11 protein-coding genes are annotated in these 16,950 nt (G+C 45.1%); 1 reads left to right on the top strand and 10 read right to left on the bottom strand.

Annotated elements, in window-relative coordinates; genetic code table 11:
- Positions 1–28: 28 nt before the first annotated feature.
- The 4 genes from pgmB to H70737_RS03125 form a co-directional block, all read right to left on the bottom strand.
- Positions 29–664, bottom strand: a complete 636-nt coding sequence (pgmB, locus tag H70737_RS03140; RefSeq protein ID WP_042184707.1) for a beta-phosphoglucomutase — start codon at positions 662–664, stop codon at positions 29–31.
- Complete coding sequence (locus H70737_RS03135; protein WP_042184706.1) at positions 661–2,361, bottom strand: glycoside hydrolase family 3 protein; 1,701 nt, start codon at positions 2,359–2,361, stop codon at positions 661–663. Before H70737_RS03135 ends, pgmB begins: the two co-directional genes overlap by 4 nt.
- Before the next feature lie 29 nt (positions 2,362–2,390).
- Positions 2,391–3,740, bottom strand: a complete 1,350-nt coding sequence (locus tag H70737_RS03130; RefSeq protein WP_042184704.1) for a glycoside-pentoside-hexuronide (GPH):cation symporter — start codon at positions 3,738–3,740, stop codon at positions 2,391–2,393.
- A gap of 206 nt (positions 3,741–3,946) precedes the next feature.
- Complete coding sequence (locus H70737_RS03125) at positions 3,947–6,481, bottom strand: GH39 family glycosyl hydrolase (protein ID WP_042184703.1); 2,535 nt, start codon at positions 6,479–6,481, stop codon at positions 3,947–3,949.
- Positions 6,482–6,715: 234 nt separating this feature from the next.
- Between H70737_RS03125 and H70737_RS03120 the strand changes: the two genes are divergently transcribed.
- Positions 6,716–8,293, top strand: coding sequence for a carboxylesterase/lipase family protein (locus tag H70737_RS03120; RefSeq protein ID WP_197071260.1), 1,578 nt, complete (start codon positions 6,716–6,718; stop codon positions 8,291–8,293).
- A gap of 103 nt (positions 8,294–8,396) precedes the next feature.
- Here the strand turns inward: H70737_RS03120 and H70737_RS03115 are convergent, their stop codons facing one another.
- The 6 genes from H70737_RS03115 to H70737_RS03090 all read right to left on the bottom strand — a co-directional run bounded on the left by H70737_RS03115 (position 8,397) and on the right by H70737_RS03090 (position 16,931).
- On the bottom strand, positions 8,397–9,140 hold the full coding sequence (locus H70737_RS03115) for a GntR family transcriptional regulator (protein WP_042184701.1): 744 nt from the start codon (positions 9,138–9,140) through the stop codon (positions 8,397–8,399).
- Positions 9,141–9,268: 128 nt separating this feature from the next.
- Complete coding sequence (deoB, locus tag H70737_RS03110; protein ID WP_042184699.1) at positions 9,269–10,447, bottom strand: phosphopentomutase; 1,179 nt, start codon at positions 10,445–10,447, stop codon at positions 9,269–9,271.
- 129 nt (positions 10,448–10,576) lie between these two features.
- The gene (gene deoD, locus H70737_RS03105; protein WP_379426044.1) at positions 10,577–11,290 is read right to left on the bottom strand and encodes a purine-nucleoside phosphorylase; all 714 of its coding nucleotides are present in this window, start codon (positions 11,288–11,290) and stop codon (positions 10,577–10,579) included.
- A 242-nt stretch (positions 11,291–11,532) separates the two neighbouring features.
- Positions 11,533–13,071, bottom strand: a complete 1,539-nt coding sequence (guaA, locus tag H70737_RS03100; protein WP_042184695.1) for a glutamine-hydrolyzing GMP synthase — start codon at positions 13,069–13,071, stop codon at positions 11,533–11,535.
- A 160-nt stretch (positions 13,072–13,231) separates the two neighbouring features.
- The gene (locus H70737_RS03095; RefSeq protein ID WP_042184693.1) at positions 13,232–15,616 is read right to left on the bottom strand and encodes a DUF4129 domain-containing transglutaminase family protein; all 2,385 of its coding nucleotides are present in this window, start codon (positions 15,614–15,616) and stop codon (positions 13,232–13,234) included.
- Positions 15,585–16,931, bottom strand: coding sequence for a DUF58 domain-containing protein (locus H70737_RS03090; RefSeq protein WP_042184691.1), 1,347 nt, complete (start codon positions 16,929–16,931; stop codon positions 15,585–15,587). The genes H70737_RS03095 and H70737_RS03090 overlap by 32 nt, the downstream gene beginning before the upstream one ends.
- Between the last annotated feature and the right edge of the window lie 19 nt (positions 16,932–16,950).

Raw genomic sequence — 16,950 nt, 5'->3', positions numbered from 1 at the left:
CTATTCCCACTTCATCATTACTTTGTATTTAGATCAGCTTGAGCAGTTGATCTATTCGTTGAAGCGTAAAGGTCGCTTCCTTGCTGTTCACCGCGTCACCTACCGCCGCAACTTCCATTCCTGCATGGACGCCTGCTTGCACTCCGGCTACCGCATCTTCGACAACCAGGCATGCGGATGCATCACATTCCAGCTGACTTGCCGCGAGCAAAAATACTTCCGGGTCCGGCTTGCTTCTTAAGATTTGATTACCGTCGACTACGACGGCGAACCAATCTAACAAGCCTACTTGTTCAAGAATGAACCGCGCATTCTTACTGGAGGACCCTACAGCGGCGGCGACCCCCTTCACCTTCAATCCTTCCAAGGTCTCCGTTACACCGGGTAAGATGTCAGCAGGTGAAAGCTGCTCCAGAAACTTACGATAAATCGTATTTTTCTCCTCTGCTAACGATCGCTTCTGCTCATCTGTAAATTGTTTGTCCGAAGCACCGGATAAAATAATATCCAGACTCTCCATGCGACTCACACCGCGCAATCGGTTATTGACATCCTCATCGAAAGGAATGTTCAGCCGATCTGCTATTTGCTTCCAAGCCTTATAATGAAAATGATCCGTCGATACCAGTACACCGTCAAGGTCAAATATAACGGCACGCATCATAGTCTGGCTTCCCAATAGCCGCAGAACGGATCGACCGGATTGGTTCCTTTAAATTCAGATTTGCCTTGGATTTTGTCAACGATCGCATTCAAGGAATATTCATTTCCTGAGTATGCATTGATGAACGTCGGAATACGCGGCACATCCTGCAAATGGAAAGGGTTCGCCACGGATACGAACATAGTTGGCAATTCTTTAATAAACCATGGAATATCCCCACCATATGGCGGTGTATAGTTAATACGCAGATCTGTCTTATTACTCGCTGTCGCGTAGTTCGCGAAGTAAAGCGCGAAGTCATATTGTTTCACATAATCCCGAACCGACATGAACATGGCTTGCATGTCCATCGGATCATGGACGGTAACTTCAAATCCAGCATTCCGCAGCTTCTCTACGAATGGCTTATGGGTTCCTCCCGCGGAGAAGCTTCCTTCCTCATCACCTAACACGACGAGCAGCATTCTCTTATGCGTTTCCGGTGTAACCGGTAGTAATTGCTGCGTATCTTTCACTAATGTTACGGATTGGTCGGCGCAAGCCTGTGCCCATTGGTGATGTTGCTCAGAACCAATGACCGCTAAAGCTGACTCATCAGGAACCAAGGTATTCGTACGAGCTTGCTCATGCAATCTTAAAGATGCCTTCAAGCCAAGAATACGCGTTACAGCTTGGTTCAAGCGTTCTTCCGTCAGAATGCCGTTACGAATGCCGCTTAGCATATACTCTAGATCTTCCTCGAAGTTCCGATTGAAGAGGAAGATATCGCATCCCGCAGCAATCGCTTTTGGTACAGCCAGCTCACGACGTTCTGCTATTGTAAATCCGGCCATTAACGTGGCATCACTGACGATAACACCGTTAAAGTTCAGCTTCTCGCGCAGCAAATTTTGTAGAATTTCTGACGACAACGAACTTGGAAGCAAATCCTCATCCTTTAATTGTGGATTAAAATGACGTTGATAGGCTGGCTGCATAATGTGTCCGACCATGACCGTATTAGCACCTTCATCAATTAACGTCTGATATACATGTCCAAAAGTCGCATCCCACTCTTCTGTGGAGAGTGAATTTATAGATGTCAGTAAGTGCTGATCCCGATCATCGACCCCGTCACCCGGAAAATGCTTAATCGATACCGCCATACCGTTCTCGTGGGCTGCCTTCATGTAAGCAAGTCCCATATCAAGCACGGTCTCTGGACGATCGCCGAAGGTACGAACATTCGTAATCGGATTGCGGAAATTCATATTAATGTCGACAATTGGTCCAAAGGACCAGTTCAATCCCACAGCTCTTCCTTCACTACAAGCCACAGTCCCTAGCTTATACGCCATATCCGGATCATTTGTAGCCGCCACTTGAAGCTGCTTCCCGAAGTAAGTGCCTTCCGTTGCAACCCCATCTCCCCCATTTTCCAAGTTCGCTGCGAGAAGCATCGGTATCTTACTGTTCTCCTGCATGGCTTTATGCGCTGAGCGGATCTCTTGCGCTGGACCCGGACGATACATTAATCCGCCTGGCTGGTATTTTTTCACCATATCGATTAAAGCCGCGTTGTCACCCATCCCTACCGGGCAAAAGAGCTGTCCGACTTTTTCTTCTAACGTTAAGCCTTCTAATGTTTCTTGTACCCATGTAATATCTTGTTCGTTCAGGTTAAATGGTTTCTTCGTCAAATCTACTTGATGTAGCATATTGTTTTCTCCTCTCGATATCATTGAATTTATAATGCAATGTTATTGCGTGCTTTCAAATCTGCTAGCATTTGACTCTCATCTTTATCTAAGGTATAGAACAATAGTGCGATAATGGCTAAGACGTAACAAACAATAGGAATCCAAATAAAATTTAGTTCGATGGCCCGCAATGCCGAAGCCGTCTGCACTGCTCCCGCTTTATAACCGCTAAGTCCAAGCATCCAGGCGGATAACGCGCCGCCAATACCCATACCGAACTTTACACCGAAGCTTGAGGAAGCTGTCAGCAAGCCTTGTGCACGAACCCCTGTTTTCCACTCGCCGTAATCCACGGTATCCACGATCATAATGAACAACAATCCGCCTGCAAAACCGCCACCAAGACTAACAACGACACTTCCAGTTATTAGTAATGTGATGCTGCTCGCTTGATCTCCCATGAACATGATTAGTTGACCGATAATTGAAACGATTAATCCGAATATCATGATATTCCGTTTACCTAATTTTTTGGTTAAGGACGGCACGATGACTAAGGTCAAGATCATGACTAGGTTCAAGCCCATTACCATTGGAATCAGGTCAGGTCTTTCAATTTTATACGTGAAATAATAGGTTGTCGTCTGGGTCTTCATGATGTTCGCCACCCAGAAAATAAAGTTTATAAACAACATGATTGCCCACGGCCAATTGCCTTTGATCGCCTTCATGCCCTCTTTGACCGGTAAAGATTTCTGAGAAGAAGCGGATACTACGCGCTCTTTCGTATTGAAGAATGCATTGATGAACAGCACAAATGCAATTGATGCAAAAATGATCATCGTCCAGGTAAAGCCTTTGGCATCATTGCCTTGCCCTAATTTATGAACAATCGGCAATGTAAAGGTCGTTACGGCAATCGTCCCTACCATGGCAAACAGGACACGAATCGTACCAATAACCGTTCTCTCTTGCGGATCACTCGATAGACTGGGCAGAATAGAAGTGACCGGCAAATTGATACCTGCATATAGAATCCCTAACAGGATATAGGTCACGTAAGCGTACACAATTTGTCCCGACGGACTAATATCCGGTACAGAGAACGTTAGCACAGCGATAACGGAAAATGGCAAGGCTAACCATAGGAACCATGGACGCGATTTTCCCCATCTGGTATTTGTCTTATCGATCATGATCCCGAAGAAAGGGCTGTCAAAAGCATCGATAACCCGGGCGATTAAAAATAATGTACCTACAGCAGCCGCACTCATTCCGATCGAATCTGTGTAGTAGAACAACAGATAGGTTGTTACTACTTGAAAGACGAGATTGGATGCAGTATCGGTAAGTGAATAGCTGATTCGTTCAAACCATGGTACTTGTTTGGTTGACATATGTGTTTACCTCCTGCTCATTATCATGCTTTCATTATAGTAAGCGCTAACAACAATAACTTCCCGCTATTTATCCCTGTTCCATCGCAAATTTAACCTCTTTGAAACCTACTTAAGCTTTGTGGAATTGTAGTAAGGTCAAATATGAACCTGTCAGAGGACAAAAAAGACCCCTACATGCCTGCTAGGGGTCGATTTATCATAGATTAGATTCTTTTCATTTCATACAATTGGACTTCATGCGGTGAAAGTTCTGCTTTGAGATTAAATTGCTGATCGATGAGTTGAACGAAAATTTCCCGTTTCGGAAGACTTACACTCCTTAGATAGGAAATATCCTCCGAATGAAGATGTACGGGGTGTCCCATGTCCACCCAATGATCGTAGGAGCTGCCCCATTGGCGGTTCAACACTGTTTTGCGAATCTGATAGCTGCCTGGCGCAAGGCCCAACAATTCCAAGGTAAGCTCGAGCGGATCGTTATGCTTGAAAATGCGATAGCGATCGTATTCATTCAAATGAGAGACGTCATTACGACGATACAAGGCATCTGTATGTACATAATGGAATAAGAGCACCTGAATCTCATTTCCTTGTCTCGTAATACAATAGTTCTCGCCGCGCTGGATCATCTCAGAACCTAATTTGGCAAGCATTTGATAAGCGTGATAAGCAGCTTTCTCAATCCCGTTGTTCGTCATCAGCCCGAGTCCGCCGTGAAACACTTGATTCGGCACAAGAAACTCTTCCAGAAAATCTGTACTCGTCCAATAACAAAGACTATCCACTTGGTCGATCGTATCGATGACGTTCTTCACGATATAAGCGGATTGATAGCATGTATCATGAATCAAGTCTCGTTGGTTGCCGCTCGAATTCCACTCCGTCAAGTGAATTTCCTTGATATTTGCTCCGGATTCAACAACTATATCACGCGCTTTGACGATGACTTGCGATAAATAATCTTCAGCCGCCGACAGTGTCCAATATTTCGACATTTCCTCTGCCGTCCAAACGAATTCCTCCGACATCCCCCCATCGAGCTGCATGGCATCGTAAAAAATCTGATCGAACGGGTAGCTATGGAACGATATAAAGTCGGGCAAACAATGGTTTTGCATGCAGAAGTACAGAAAATCCTGTAACCAAGTATCATTAAGAATCGTTGGAGACAACAAGCTTGGCCCCCCCATTCTAAGCTTGGGATACTTCCGGATCACTTCATGGGTTGCCTGATAGAAGGTGAAATACTGCTCTTGAGTCCCGCTCCAAAAGGAGATGACATCAGGTTCATTCCATACTTCAACATACCAAGTAGTCACCTCTTCAACACCGTATCGCTCGATACAGTGGTCCATCAGTGCTTCGACGAGCCCCATCCAGCGCGTTAATTGATTGGGATAGCTGACATTGCTCTTTTTCACGAAAATTGTCGCATCACCAGACGCCAGCTTCGAAGGCATAAACCCAAGCTCGATGAACGGCTTCAGGCCTATGCTCAGGAAAAAGTCAAATAGCTGATCCACATAAGTAAACAGATAATACGGCTCGCCTCGTCCGTTCTCATGATACACCATCATCTCGTCGTCGAAGATGCCATGAAACCGGATATAGGAGAACCCGATATCCTTCTGAAGCTGGATGAGCTGCCGCTGCACCTCTCCGAATAAACCCTCTTTCGCTTTGCCAATCGAAGTCAATTTTCGCCAAGTATGCATAAGCGGCGTTGAATTATTTACATCGAGGTGGATGCTCTCTGTCTTTACGACCATTTTATCTTGCATAATAAAGTTGGATTCCTGAGATTCGCTCGGCAAATATTTGAATAGTTCCTTGAAGGCATCCTGTTGATTCATTTCCAGATAATTAGGAGTCTTCGATGCTCTGGCATTCGCATAAGCGGACATATCTCCCGCGCGCTTCGCGCGATACTCTCTCGGTGTTGCTCCGTAAAACTCTTTGAATACCTTATTAAATGATTTGATACTGGGAAATCCGTTATTCAGCGCCACTTGGGTGATCGTTAAATCACTGTAATTCAATTCATCTAAAGCATGCTCCAGACGCACACCGTTAAGGTATTGAGAGAAGGTCGTACCCAAAAACTTTTGGAAAAATCGAGACAAATAGTGCACCGACAAAAATTCTTGCTCAGCAATCTCTGTTAAAGAGATCGGCTTCGCATAATTATGTTGAATGAACTCGGTAATGGCCAAGAGGCGATCCATGAACTTCACATCGGATGATGCATCTTTGCCCTGCAAAGGCTTGGAATAATATTTAACAAGATACGCCATGAGCCGGAACAATAAACCTTTCAGCTCCAGTTCATAACCCAGTGCTTGTTTCGTATACGTCAGCATCATGTACGCCAACATCTGCCGGATCGGATCGAACTCGATCTGATGCTGATGGTCGTATAGATAAGAATCACAATGGAACTGCAGCTCTTTAATTACTGTAAACTGCTCTTCTATATAAGAATGAGACACCTGCAGCGCTAAGATCAAGCTGTTCTCATCGCCACTGATCGAATGAACCTCCTTCGAATTAATAACGGTAATGGCTGATTCGTGCAGAAGATGCCGCTCTTGTTGCCGAAACAACTCGATCGTGCCCTTCAGGACAAAAATAATCTCTAAATTTTCATGCCAATGCATCTGCACATGATTCGGGCGATGAAGCAATAACCGGAACGGAGTATAACGATTGGTTGTGATGACCTCATAGGTAGTTTTCATATGGACATTATTCCACATTTTTTTCGTACTTAGCAATCAGCTAGAGGGTGGTGATGAATTTTGCTGCATAAGGGATTCTTGACTTTTTTATCATGATTATTTTCTTATCCTGAGACCAGACCTGCTGACCTCCAGAAAAGAAGCAAAGAATAAGGATAAAGCAGATAAGTTTCCTATATTTTTCACTAACCTACTTTTATTATAATGGGGCTATCTGATGTAAGGAGGATTTCCATGATGACAGCAAAAAATTTCGTATGTTCCTCAGCAGAACCCATTGTACAGACCAAAGCTGGAAAAATGAGAGGCTTTCAGGTCAACGGCACTTATACCTTTCACGGGATAAAGTACGCAGATGCCAAGCGCTTCCAGATGCCCACAGAGGTAGCGCCTTGGGAGGGAATTAAGGATGCACTCGCTTACGGTTATGTGTCTCCCATGTTAACCCAGGATCAGCCTCAAATGGAAGTGCTGGTTCCTCACCGTTACTGGCCTATGGATGAGAATTGTCAGTATCTGAATATCTGGACTCAGAGCCTTGAACCGCAGGCCAAAAAACCTGTTATGGTATGGCTGCACGGGGGCGGTTTCGCAGCTGGCTCTTCTATTGAACAGGTAGCTTATGAAGGAGACAAGCTTAGCGAGTTCGGTGATGTGGTCGTAGTAACCTTAAATCACCGATTGAATATTCTGGGATACATGAACCTGTCTGCTTTTGGAGATAAATACGTCAATTCCGCTAATGCCGGAAATGCCGATATGGTAGCAGCTTTAAAATGGATTCAGGAGAACATTACAGCTTTCGGCGGCGATCCGGACAATGTGACCATCTTCGGACAGTCTGGTGGCGGTATGAAGGTATGGACACTAATGAATACTCCGGCAGCAGACGGCCTGTTCCATAAGGGCGTTATCCAGAGCGGATTAATTGATGGTTTTTTGGACACCAGCAAGACTGATAGCACCGCCATTGTAAAGGCACTGTTAGCAGAGCTTAATATGGGCGCGGACGAAGTAGAAAAATTGGAAGCGGTTCCTTATCCTCAGTTAGCTGCAGCTTATAATAAAGTTGCACCGGCGCTCGCAATGCAAGGGGAATACATTGGCGGCAATCCTATGCCTAATGAATTCTATGTAGGCGACCCTAGAGAGGTGGGCTTTACCGAGCATGCGAAGACCATTCCGGTATTGATTGGTAGCGTATTTGGTGAGTTCGCTTTTGGTCCCGGTGTTCCTAACAAGCAGGACGTGTCTGAGGATGCCACCATGGAGACGCTGACTCAAAAGTATGGCAATCATACGGAGAAGCTGGTCACACAATTTAAGGAAGCGTATCCGGATAAACACTTGTCCGACCTGCTATTCTTAGATACCTTCTTCCGTATTCCAACCAAGGACTTTATCGAGAAGAAATCCGGACACGAGGAAGCTCCTACCTACTCCTACTTGTTTACTTATGAATTTCCTTTTGAGGGGGGCAAGACAGCATGGCACTGTGCTGAGATCCCTTTCGTGTTCCATAATACGGAACGTGTTCCCGTGTGCCTCATTCCGGGAGTTTCCGATCGGATGGAGGAACGCATCTGTGGTGCCTGGGTAAGCTTTGCACGCTATGGCAATCCTAACATCCCTTCCCTCCCCCAGTGGCCGGCATGTAAACCGGGAGATGAGTCTACCATGATTTTTGACCGCAACTGTGTAGTAAAGCATAATTTTGATCATGCATTGATGGATACTTTATTGAAAACGAACCCGAAGCTGCCTTTCCTGCCAAACAATGAGGCCGAAGAAGAAGGATTTATTTTGCATTAAGCAATCCCCCCTTGAAAAACTCTTTGATTCGGGTCAAAAAAACTCCCTTCTGTCTGCTAAATGTCGCAGATAAAAGGGAGTTTTTCTAATCCATTATTATTGGTTAACCTTTAGACATATTTAATTTTAAATTTGAGAACTGCTGTGGAATATAAAATTTATTATACATTAACGGATAATCTGGCTCTGTTTTGTCGTAAAGGGTTTCTAGTAGCAAAAAGCACTCGTTCTGCCCCATTAATTTATCTTTCCGATCTGCTAAGTTAACGGTATGCGTATATTTTATTTCAATATTCCCATGGTTAGCATCTACATAAGCCTGATTCTCTAGAAAATCCAGCATTCTCTCTTTACTATCAAGATCCAAAGATAACCTCTCTACTGTTTGCATAGACATAAAAGTAAAAGCGTAAGCATGTAGCTCTCCTCCTGCTCTATACAAACGTTCCAAAGCTACAACTGTAGCTGAATCTCTTCTTAATACTTGTTTGGTATGTTCCGTTTGCGGGTCCAGCCGATAATGTAGATCTACTTGGTCAAATGCGCTTATATGACATTTATGCATGGGGTTGCTCAGTTTCTCTAATTGAGTATCCTCTTGTTTAAAAGAAGATTCAAGTACAAAGTTCCCCTTACCACGAACATTTCTTACTAATCCATCATCTTGCAAAAGAACTAAAGCTTGCCGTAAAGTAGCGCGACTAACCCCTAGTTTTTTGGCTAAATCCGGTTCTGAAGGAAGCTGGCTACCTACGAGGTATTCTCCTTTGTTAATCTGAAGAAGAAGCTCATCATATACATTGATATAAAGCGGCCGTTTCAATTTATCTAGTTTATGCGTGTTCATTCATCTGATGTCCTTTTCTCCCCATTATGACACATCATTTTTCAAGCGACAAGGAATGTCATTCTCTGCTTCAATCGCAACGTAAAAACCTCCAAAAAGAAACTTTGGAGGTTTTTATGTGATATCAATTATTTAAGAAATGGCAGGAAAGACTCACCGTTGTCTGGCATATCAACATCAAAGTTATCTGCTATAGTCGCACCGATATCAGCAAAGGTATCATGCTCAGGTAATGCCCCACTGTCCTTTAATTGCTTGGAATAGACTAGGACAGGAATAAACTCACGAGTATGGTCTGTACCAGGGAAGGTTGGGTCATTTCCATGGTCAGCCGTAATGATTAACAAATCATCTTCTCGGATGGAATCGAATACCTCATCTAATCGTTTATCGAATTCCTCTAATGCTCTTCCATAGCCTTCCGGATCACGACGATGACCGTATAAAGCATCAAAATCAACTAAATTCAAAAAGCTCATTCCAGTGAAATCTTTCTTAATTACATCAAGCAGTTTATCCATACCATCCATATTGTCTTTTGTACGAATGGATTCTGTAACGCCTTCACCATCGAAAATATCATTGATTTTACCAATGGCGATGACATCATAACCTCCGTCTTGCAAGCTATTCATAACCGTTTTATGAAATGGTTTCAAGGCATAGTCATGACGATTGGAGGTTCTCGTAAATTTCCCGGGTTGGCCTACATAAGGTCTGGCAATAATACGACCAATTAAATAGGCAGGGTCTTTGGTGATTTCCCGAACCTTTTCACAAATATCATATAACTCTTCTAATGGGATGATTTCTTCATGAGCTGCAATTTGCAGAACCGGGTCAGCAGAGGTATAAACGATCAGATCCCCTGTTTTCATTTGATGCTCGCCATATTCATCAAGAATAGCCGTTCCACTTGCAGGTTTATTCGCTACTACTTTTCGGCCAGTTATGTCCTCGATCTGTTTAATTAATTCGTCGGGGAATCCATTTGGATACACATTAAAAGGTTGATCAATATTTAAACCCATGATCTCCCAATGACCTGTCATTGTATCTTTCCCGACTGATTTTTCCTGTAATTTAGTATAATAAGCAAGTGGTTTCTCAGCTTTTGGTACACCCAAAATTTTTTCAATATTAGATAGACCCAATTTGGCTAGGTTGGGCAGATTTAATCCATTCATATGTTCTGCAATGTGTAATAGGGTATGGGAGCCAACATCGTTAAATTGATCCGCGTCTTTTCCTTCTCCAATGCCTACTGAATCCATGACGATTAAATGTACACGTTTAAATTTCTTCATTCTACTCTCATCCCTTATCTAGTAATTAAAAATAATATAACCGGAACGACTTTACATAATAGGCTTCCAATATCTCATGCTGTATAAACTTTATATCGTTTACATTAGTTTCACATAGAAGGAAAGCATTTATGCTAACTCTAATGCGATCTCCATCATTTTAGTAAATGCAGTTTGGCGTTCCTCCGACGTGGTCTGTGCTCCTGTAATAAGATGATCACTCACTGTTAGAATGCACAGCGCTTTTACACGTGCTTGGATAGCGTTCCAATAGAGGGCTACAGATTCCATTTCAACGCCCAAAATCCCTACATCCTGCCACTTTTTATTAGCCGCCTGATCCGCATTATAAAATATTTCACTGGATAAAATATTACCAATATGAACCTTTTGTCCTTTATCATCTGCTATTTTCTTAGCTTTCTCCAAAAGCTCAAAAGAAGCCGTTAGTGGATATTGTCCAGGTAAATTATATTGATGACCATAATTGGAATCCGTTGCAGCTCCCATACCAAAAATTACATCGTATAGCTCAATGTTTTCTTGCATTGCACCACAGGTACCAATTCTGATTAAATTCTTAACTCCAAATACATTGATTAATTCCCAAGAATAAATTCCCATGCTCGCTGGACCCATTCCCGTACCCATAACAGAGATTTTCTTCCCTTTGTAAGTACCGGTATATCCTAACATTCCTCTTACCTCGTTAAAGCACTGGTAATCTTCTAAAAAAGTTTCCGCAATGAACTTAGCTCTTAAAGGATCACCAGGCAACAGAATCGATTCAGCGATCTCTACCCCGTTCGGTTTAATATGAGGTGTCTCTTTGGAAATAGTCATCATTTTGATTGGCCCCTTTAGTAGAAAATGTACTTGTTTATCTTGTCTATTTTTTAGACAAGTACAATTTATCATAACTTTTCGAGGGTTGCAAGCCCTTTCAACAAAACGTGTTCATGAAAGATTTGTGAAAACGGCGTCTCCAGCACAACCCTTTACTTGAGAAATAAAAAAACTCTCTTTTATTTGCTAAATAACGCAAATAAAAGAGAGTTTTTTTGAAATCTATAGTTGCACCGATCCTATTCCCACTCGATTGTTGCTGGTGGTTTCGAAGTAATGTCATACACTACGCGGTTTACGTTCTCAACTTCGTTAACGATACGTACGGAGATTTTCTCAAGGATATCCCATGGGATACGCGCCCAGTCAGCCGTCATGCCGTCGATGGAAGTTACTGCGCGCACACCTACTGTGTAGGAATAAGTACGAGCATCCCCCATAACACCAACACTCTTCATGTTAGGCAGGGCAGTGAAGTATTGCCAAATTTCACGGTCTAATCCCGCTTTAGCAATTTCCTCTTGCAGAATGTAGTCAGAGTCGCGAACGATAGTAAGCTTGTCCTCTGTTACTTCACCCAAGACACGGATAGCAAGACCTGGACCAGGGAAAGGTTGACGCCAAACGATAGCACGTGGCATTCCCAGCTCTTCACCCAGTTTACGAACCTCATCCTTAAACAAGGTATTTAGTGGCTCGATCAAGCTGAATTTCATGTCTTCCGGCAAACCGCCCACATTGTGGTGAGATTTAATCGTTTGTGCCGTAGCTGTTCCGCTCTCAACGATATCCGTATACAGTGTACCTTGTGCAAGGAATGCGAAATCTCCGAGCTTAGCCGACTCTTCGTCGAAGCAGTAGATAAACTCGTTACCGATGATTTTACGTTTTTGTTCAGGATCTTCAACACCTGCAAGCTTGCTCATGAAGCGCTCGCGTGCATCGATTTTCACGACATGAATATCGAATTTACCTACGAAGGTCTCCATAACACTTTCAGCTTCACCTTTACGCAAAAGACCGTGATCAATAAACATACAAGTTAATTGGTCACCGATTGCACGGTGAATAAGCATTGCAACTACGGAAGAATCTACGCCACCGCTAAGTGCGCAGAGTACTTTTTTGTCTCCAACTTGGTTACGAATATCTTGAATAGCTTCATCAATAAACGATTCCATCGTCCATTTGCCGTCGCAACCGCAAATTTGATACAAGAAGTTCGAGATCATCTCATTACCATGTACAGAGTGACGTACTTCTGGGTGGAATTGAACCGCGAACAATTTACGCTCATCATTGCTCATTGCCGCGATTGGAGCACTTTCAGTTCCTGCCTCCAGCTTGAATCCTGTTGGAAGTTCAACTACATGGTCACCGTGGCTCATCCATACCGTCTGACGGCTCTCTAGCCCAGCAACGAGTGCAGTACCTTCTTCAAAATCAATATCGGCTTTACCGTATTCACGTTTAGCGGAGCGTTCCACTTTACCGTCAAGTTGGTGAGCCATTAGCTGCATACCATAGCAAATACCGAAGATCGGTACTCCTAAATCATAGATCGCTGGATCTACATGTGGAGCATCTTCAGCATATACACTGCTAGGGCCACCAGAGAAGACAATCCCTTTAGGTGCAAGTGCTTTGATCTTGTCTACTGGCGTATTGTACGGCAAAAGTTCGCTGTATACTCCCAAGTCCCGAATTCTGCGCGCGATAAGTTGGTTGTATTGTCCCCCAAAATCGAGAACGACGATAATTTCATTTGGCTTATTCATTACGAGCCTCCCTTGATTATTGGATTCATTATACTCATGGTTAATTCTCATCGTCAAGGAAAGGAGAACACACTTCTCATAATAGGAGAGAGTTAAACTTCATGAAGAACATTCCTTTCCATGGAAGGAATTGTATAGCAGCATCAGCTGTTCTGACCGATTAAGTTAACCGGAAGGTGATGATCAGGCATTCGCGTATAAACGCGGACGCATCATGAGTAGTAAGCTCGCTGATCTCTGCAGGTGATGCTGGCGCCGCAGACATTACAGGGATTGCAGATATCATCGACCTTGCTGACATTCTAGACGTTGCAGGCATTTCGTTCGCGCGATCGGCCGCGACGAAGTCTGAAGTCGCGGGCGCGTACGCCAGGGTCTCCCACTGGCGTACGAACTGCCGGACGGCTTCGCTTAGTCCGGCATCGTAGATCTGCAGGGAGTCCACATACTCCCTGCCAGTGACACCGGGCGGCGGCGGTCCATACCGCTCCGCCAGCCCGTGCCAAGCTAGAGAGGCAGCGCGCAGCTGCCTCTCGCGGCTCATGCTGCTGGCGCTGCGCGCGGCCAGCAGCAGAGCCAGGCTACGCCGCCAGCGCCAAGCGGCGGCGGGAAACAGCGCCGCGGCAGCGAGCGGCGCGGCAGAGGTCCCGCCCGCCATCGGCAGGGCGGGCAGGCCCGCGCTTCGCGCAGCTTGCGGCGCGAGCGAGGCTGCCGCAGGCAGCGCCGGTGCGGCGAAGCCGGCGGCAAGGGCGGGGCCAGGCGTTGGGTCGAATGGGACCCAACCGGCGCCGGCGAAATAGACCTCCACCCAAGCATGGGCATCGCCCTGGGTGACTAAATACTTCGCCGGCATAGTATCGTCCTGCAAGGTCCCAGGCCCAAAGCCTTGGACATAACGAGCAGGAATTCCTGCACTGCGCAGCAGTACGGTCATAGCTGTTGCAAAATGAACACAGTAGCCTTGTTTTGTCTCAAATAAAAAGTGATCCACAAAATCAGATCCGGATGGTGGAACCGTTGTGCTCAACGTATAGGAATATCCATGTTGTAAGTAATCCTTAATGGCAGTTACAGAGTCATAGCGGTTACCTGAAGAAGCTGTAAGCATCTCCGCCAGATCTCTCACTCGTACGGGTAACAAATCTGGCAATTGCAAATACTTGCCCATAATGTCCTGAGGATCGCTACTGCTTAAACCACGAAGCAGTACTGGATCGCTCTCAGGAAGTAAGGACTCCACTGAATATTCTGTGATCCGTGCAGAGCCTATTGAATCAGGCAGACGAAAACTCTCTCTGTCTATGTTAGACAGCACATATCCCAGTTTACTTCCGCCCAAGAGTTCAACCGACTCAACATCAGTTATTATTCCCGCATTGAATAAAGGAATTCCCCCGGAAGAAGGGGTGGCAAATTGTATCCGCTGTTGAAGCGTTCGTTTCCTAGTTTCACCGCTTAGCATCAATGAAGAATTCTGTGGAATACCGGACAGATTAAGCGGCATAAACTCTTCGCCCCCCCTGATCCATCGGCGGCCATCATAGTAAGCAATGCTCTCACCTCGCCAGTAAGTACGCTCGCTAGTTATAGCTGTAAAGACTGGTTCAGTATTGCGGGATAACGGGGCACCGAGTTCACCGTCATTCGAACTATACCCTGTTGTTCCAGAAGCATTAGACGCCTTATCATCTGGCAAATGGCCTGAAGCCCAAGTCTGCAGCTTCTGAAATGTCGATTGCAACGTAAGCTCGCTGGTTGGTCTTGCCCCGAGCAGCTGCCCACCGAACCATGCTGTTGCCATCACGACAATGGCTGTCGCCAAAGTCAACCCTCCCCAACGCGCATAAGGCAGTGTAGTAACTCCCTCACGTTCTTGAAGACGCAGGAGACCACTCATCGCGTGCATCCAAAAAATAAGACCCATGGATATCACAATATCCATTGTGGTATTGACGTCAAAGCCCATATCCAAGATCAGCAAGTAAATGATTGTAACTGCCGTGAATAGCACTGTACTCCCTCGGAAGAGTGCAAGCTGCTGTACTGAGGATACCAATAGCCCCCAACCTACAATCAATATCAAAAGCCTGCTGATCTCGCTTAACTGAGAAACATGTCCAGAAAGAAGCAGAATAAGATCATTCGGAATTTCGTCCGCATAAATCCCTAACCACCCTATGCCTTCGCCCCCACTGCATAAGTAAATCCATGCTGAAACAGTAATAAGAAATTGAATACTTAGCAGTAGCCACCCCGGAATCTGAAATATCCCCCATAACAGCAACACTGCCGCCAATACCATTAGAACTTGTAGCATCTTGGAGGTATCTTCTAATAAAGCAGACCTATATAAAGGGAGTAACCATTCAATAAATAGCCCCATAATGGCCAAAGAGAACAGCAAACGATAGTACAGAGGCACTTTTCTCTGCTTACCGGCATGTCTGTTCTCTATTTGCCCCAAATTGAACTGAAAGCCATTCATAGCCAGTTCTGTATCACCCGATTTTCCCTTACCGTAGTGTTGGTTTTCCGGATGATTCATGGAACTCTACCTCCCTGAATCTGAATGCTGGCAATGCATCATCCAGACAAAACATTCGTGCTCCAAGACGAGCCAAACTATCTCCGACAGTTCCCCTTCCAGGCTGGCGAGCCTCCCCTGGCTTCGGTGCTGATTGGTCCCAAGCATAATAAAGCTCCACCTTCACACCTTGCATCAAGAACTTGGCAATCACCTTGGCAGATTCCTCTTCTAGTCGTCCCGTAATAATGGCTACTGTCATCCCCGGAATCCAGCCTCGGGAGGCATCATCAAGCAGCAGCGACAGGTTTCTAGTGCCATCCAGAGAAATTTCAGTCAGAATATCCAGCACTCTCCCTGGGATTTTACCCAGACCTTCATGTCTAGCCATACCTTCTGGCCAACCGCCGCTAAACAACTGAACATAAGCACCTGAACGCTCAGCGGAGAGCATCAGCCCCATCGCTGTCGACACCGCTTTCTCAAATGCTGGAGGCGAATCGTCTCGGCTCCCACGAGGTTTAAGCGCATCTGTAGGAACCTCGTAGCTGAACGGGTCATTAGCCAATACGATACAGGTCATTCTTGCCTTTTCCCGTTCTGGAACTTTGCTCTGCAGTGCTCCCGTTCTTGCACTATTCTTCCAATGAATTCGGCTAAGTGGATCTCCTGGCTCATAATCCCTGGATTCCAAAGCCTCATCGCTGATGCTTCTTCCCCTTCTAGAATACAAGGTGTCACCCGTCATAAATCCGCTATCTGGTACAGTTCCACCAAAGTATAAAGGCGCTGGCAGCACCTTAAAACTCTGTCCTCCATCCGGTTCAGATCTTCCCGTGAACCAACCCGGAAAATCTCCCCAAGTTACTCTACAGCCAAGCAGATGATGATTGCCGCGAGATAAATTTTCAATCGTGTATGTGTATGAAAAAGAACGTTTGAATCCAGGAAATAGCAGCTTCTGATGATGGCTATCACCCCAATAATCGGCAATGGTCATCCAAGGGAGAGGCAACCGAGAAGAGAAGCTCAGCTGTACCTTCACATGAAGTGTATTACCAGCCATCGGTCTCGCAGGAGTAATTGTACGAACTAGCTTAATCGTCCGTGGACCAGAGAGCTGAAGCATAAGTCCACCGAGCATAATAACTCCAACAACGATCAGGAGAAATAGCAAAGACGGACCTCCTCGCCAAACATATAAAGCACCTATAATTCCAGCCACAGTTAGCATCCTTAACCATTCCATCAGAGCACTTCGGCTACGCGGATAAGAGAAGCTTTTGACACTTCCGGCATCTTTCTTCAATTGATCAATTAGTGATGAAGAGGACAATGGGACACCCATCCTTTGG

It is taken from the genome of Paenibacillus sp. FSL H7-0737, from assembly GCF_000758545.1.
Lineage (GTDB): Bacteria > Bacillota > Bacilli > Paenibacillales > Paenibacillaceae > Paenibacillus_AQ.
Note: the sequence above shows the minus strand (reverse complement) of the source record. Positions and strands in the feature narration are given on the sequence as shown.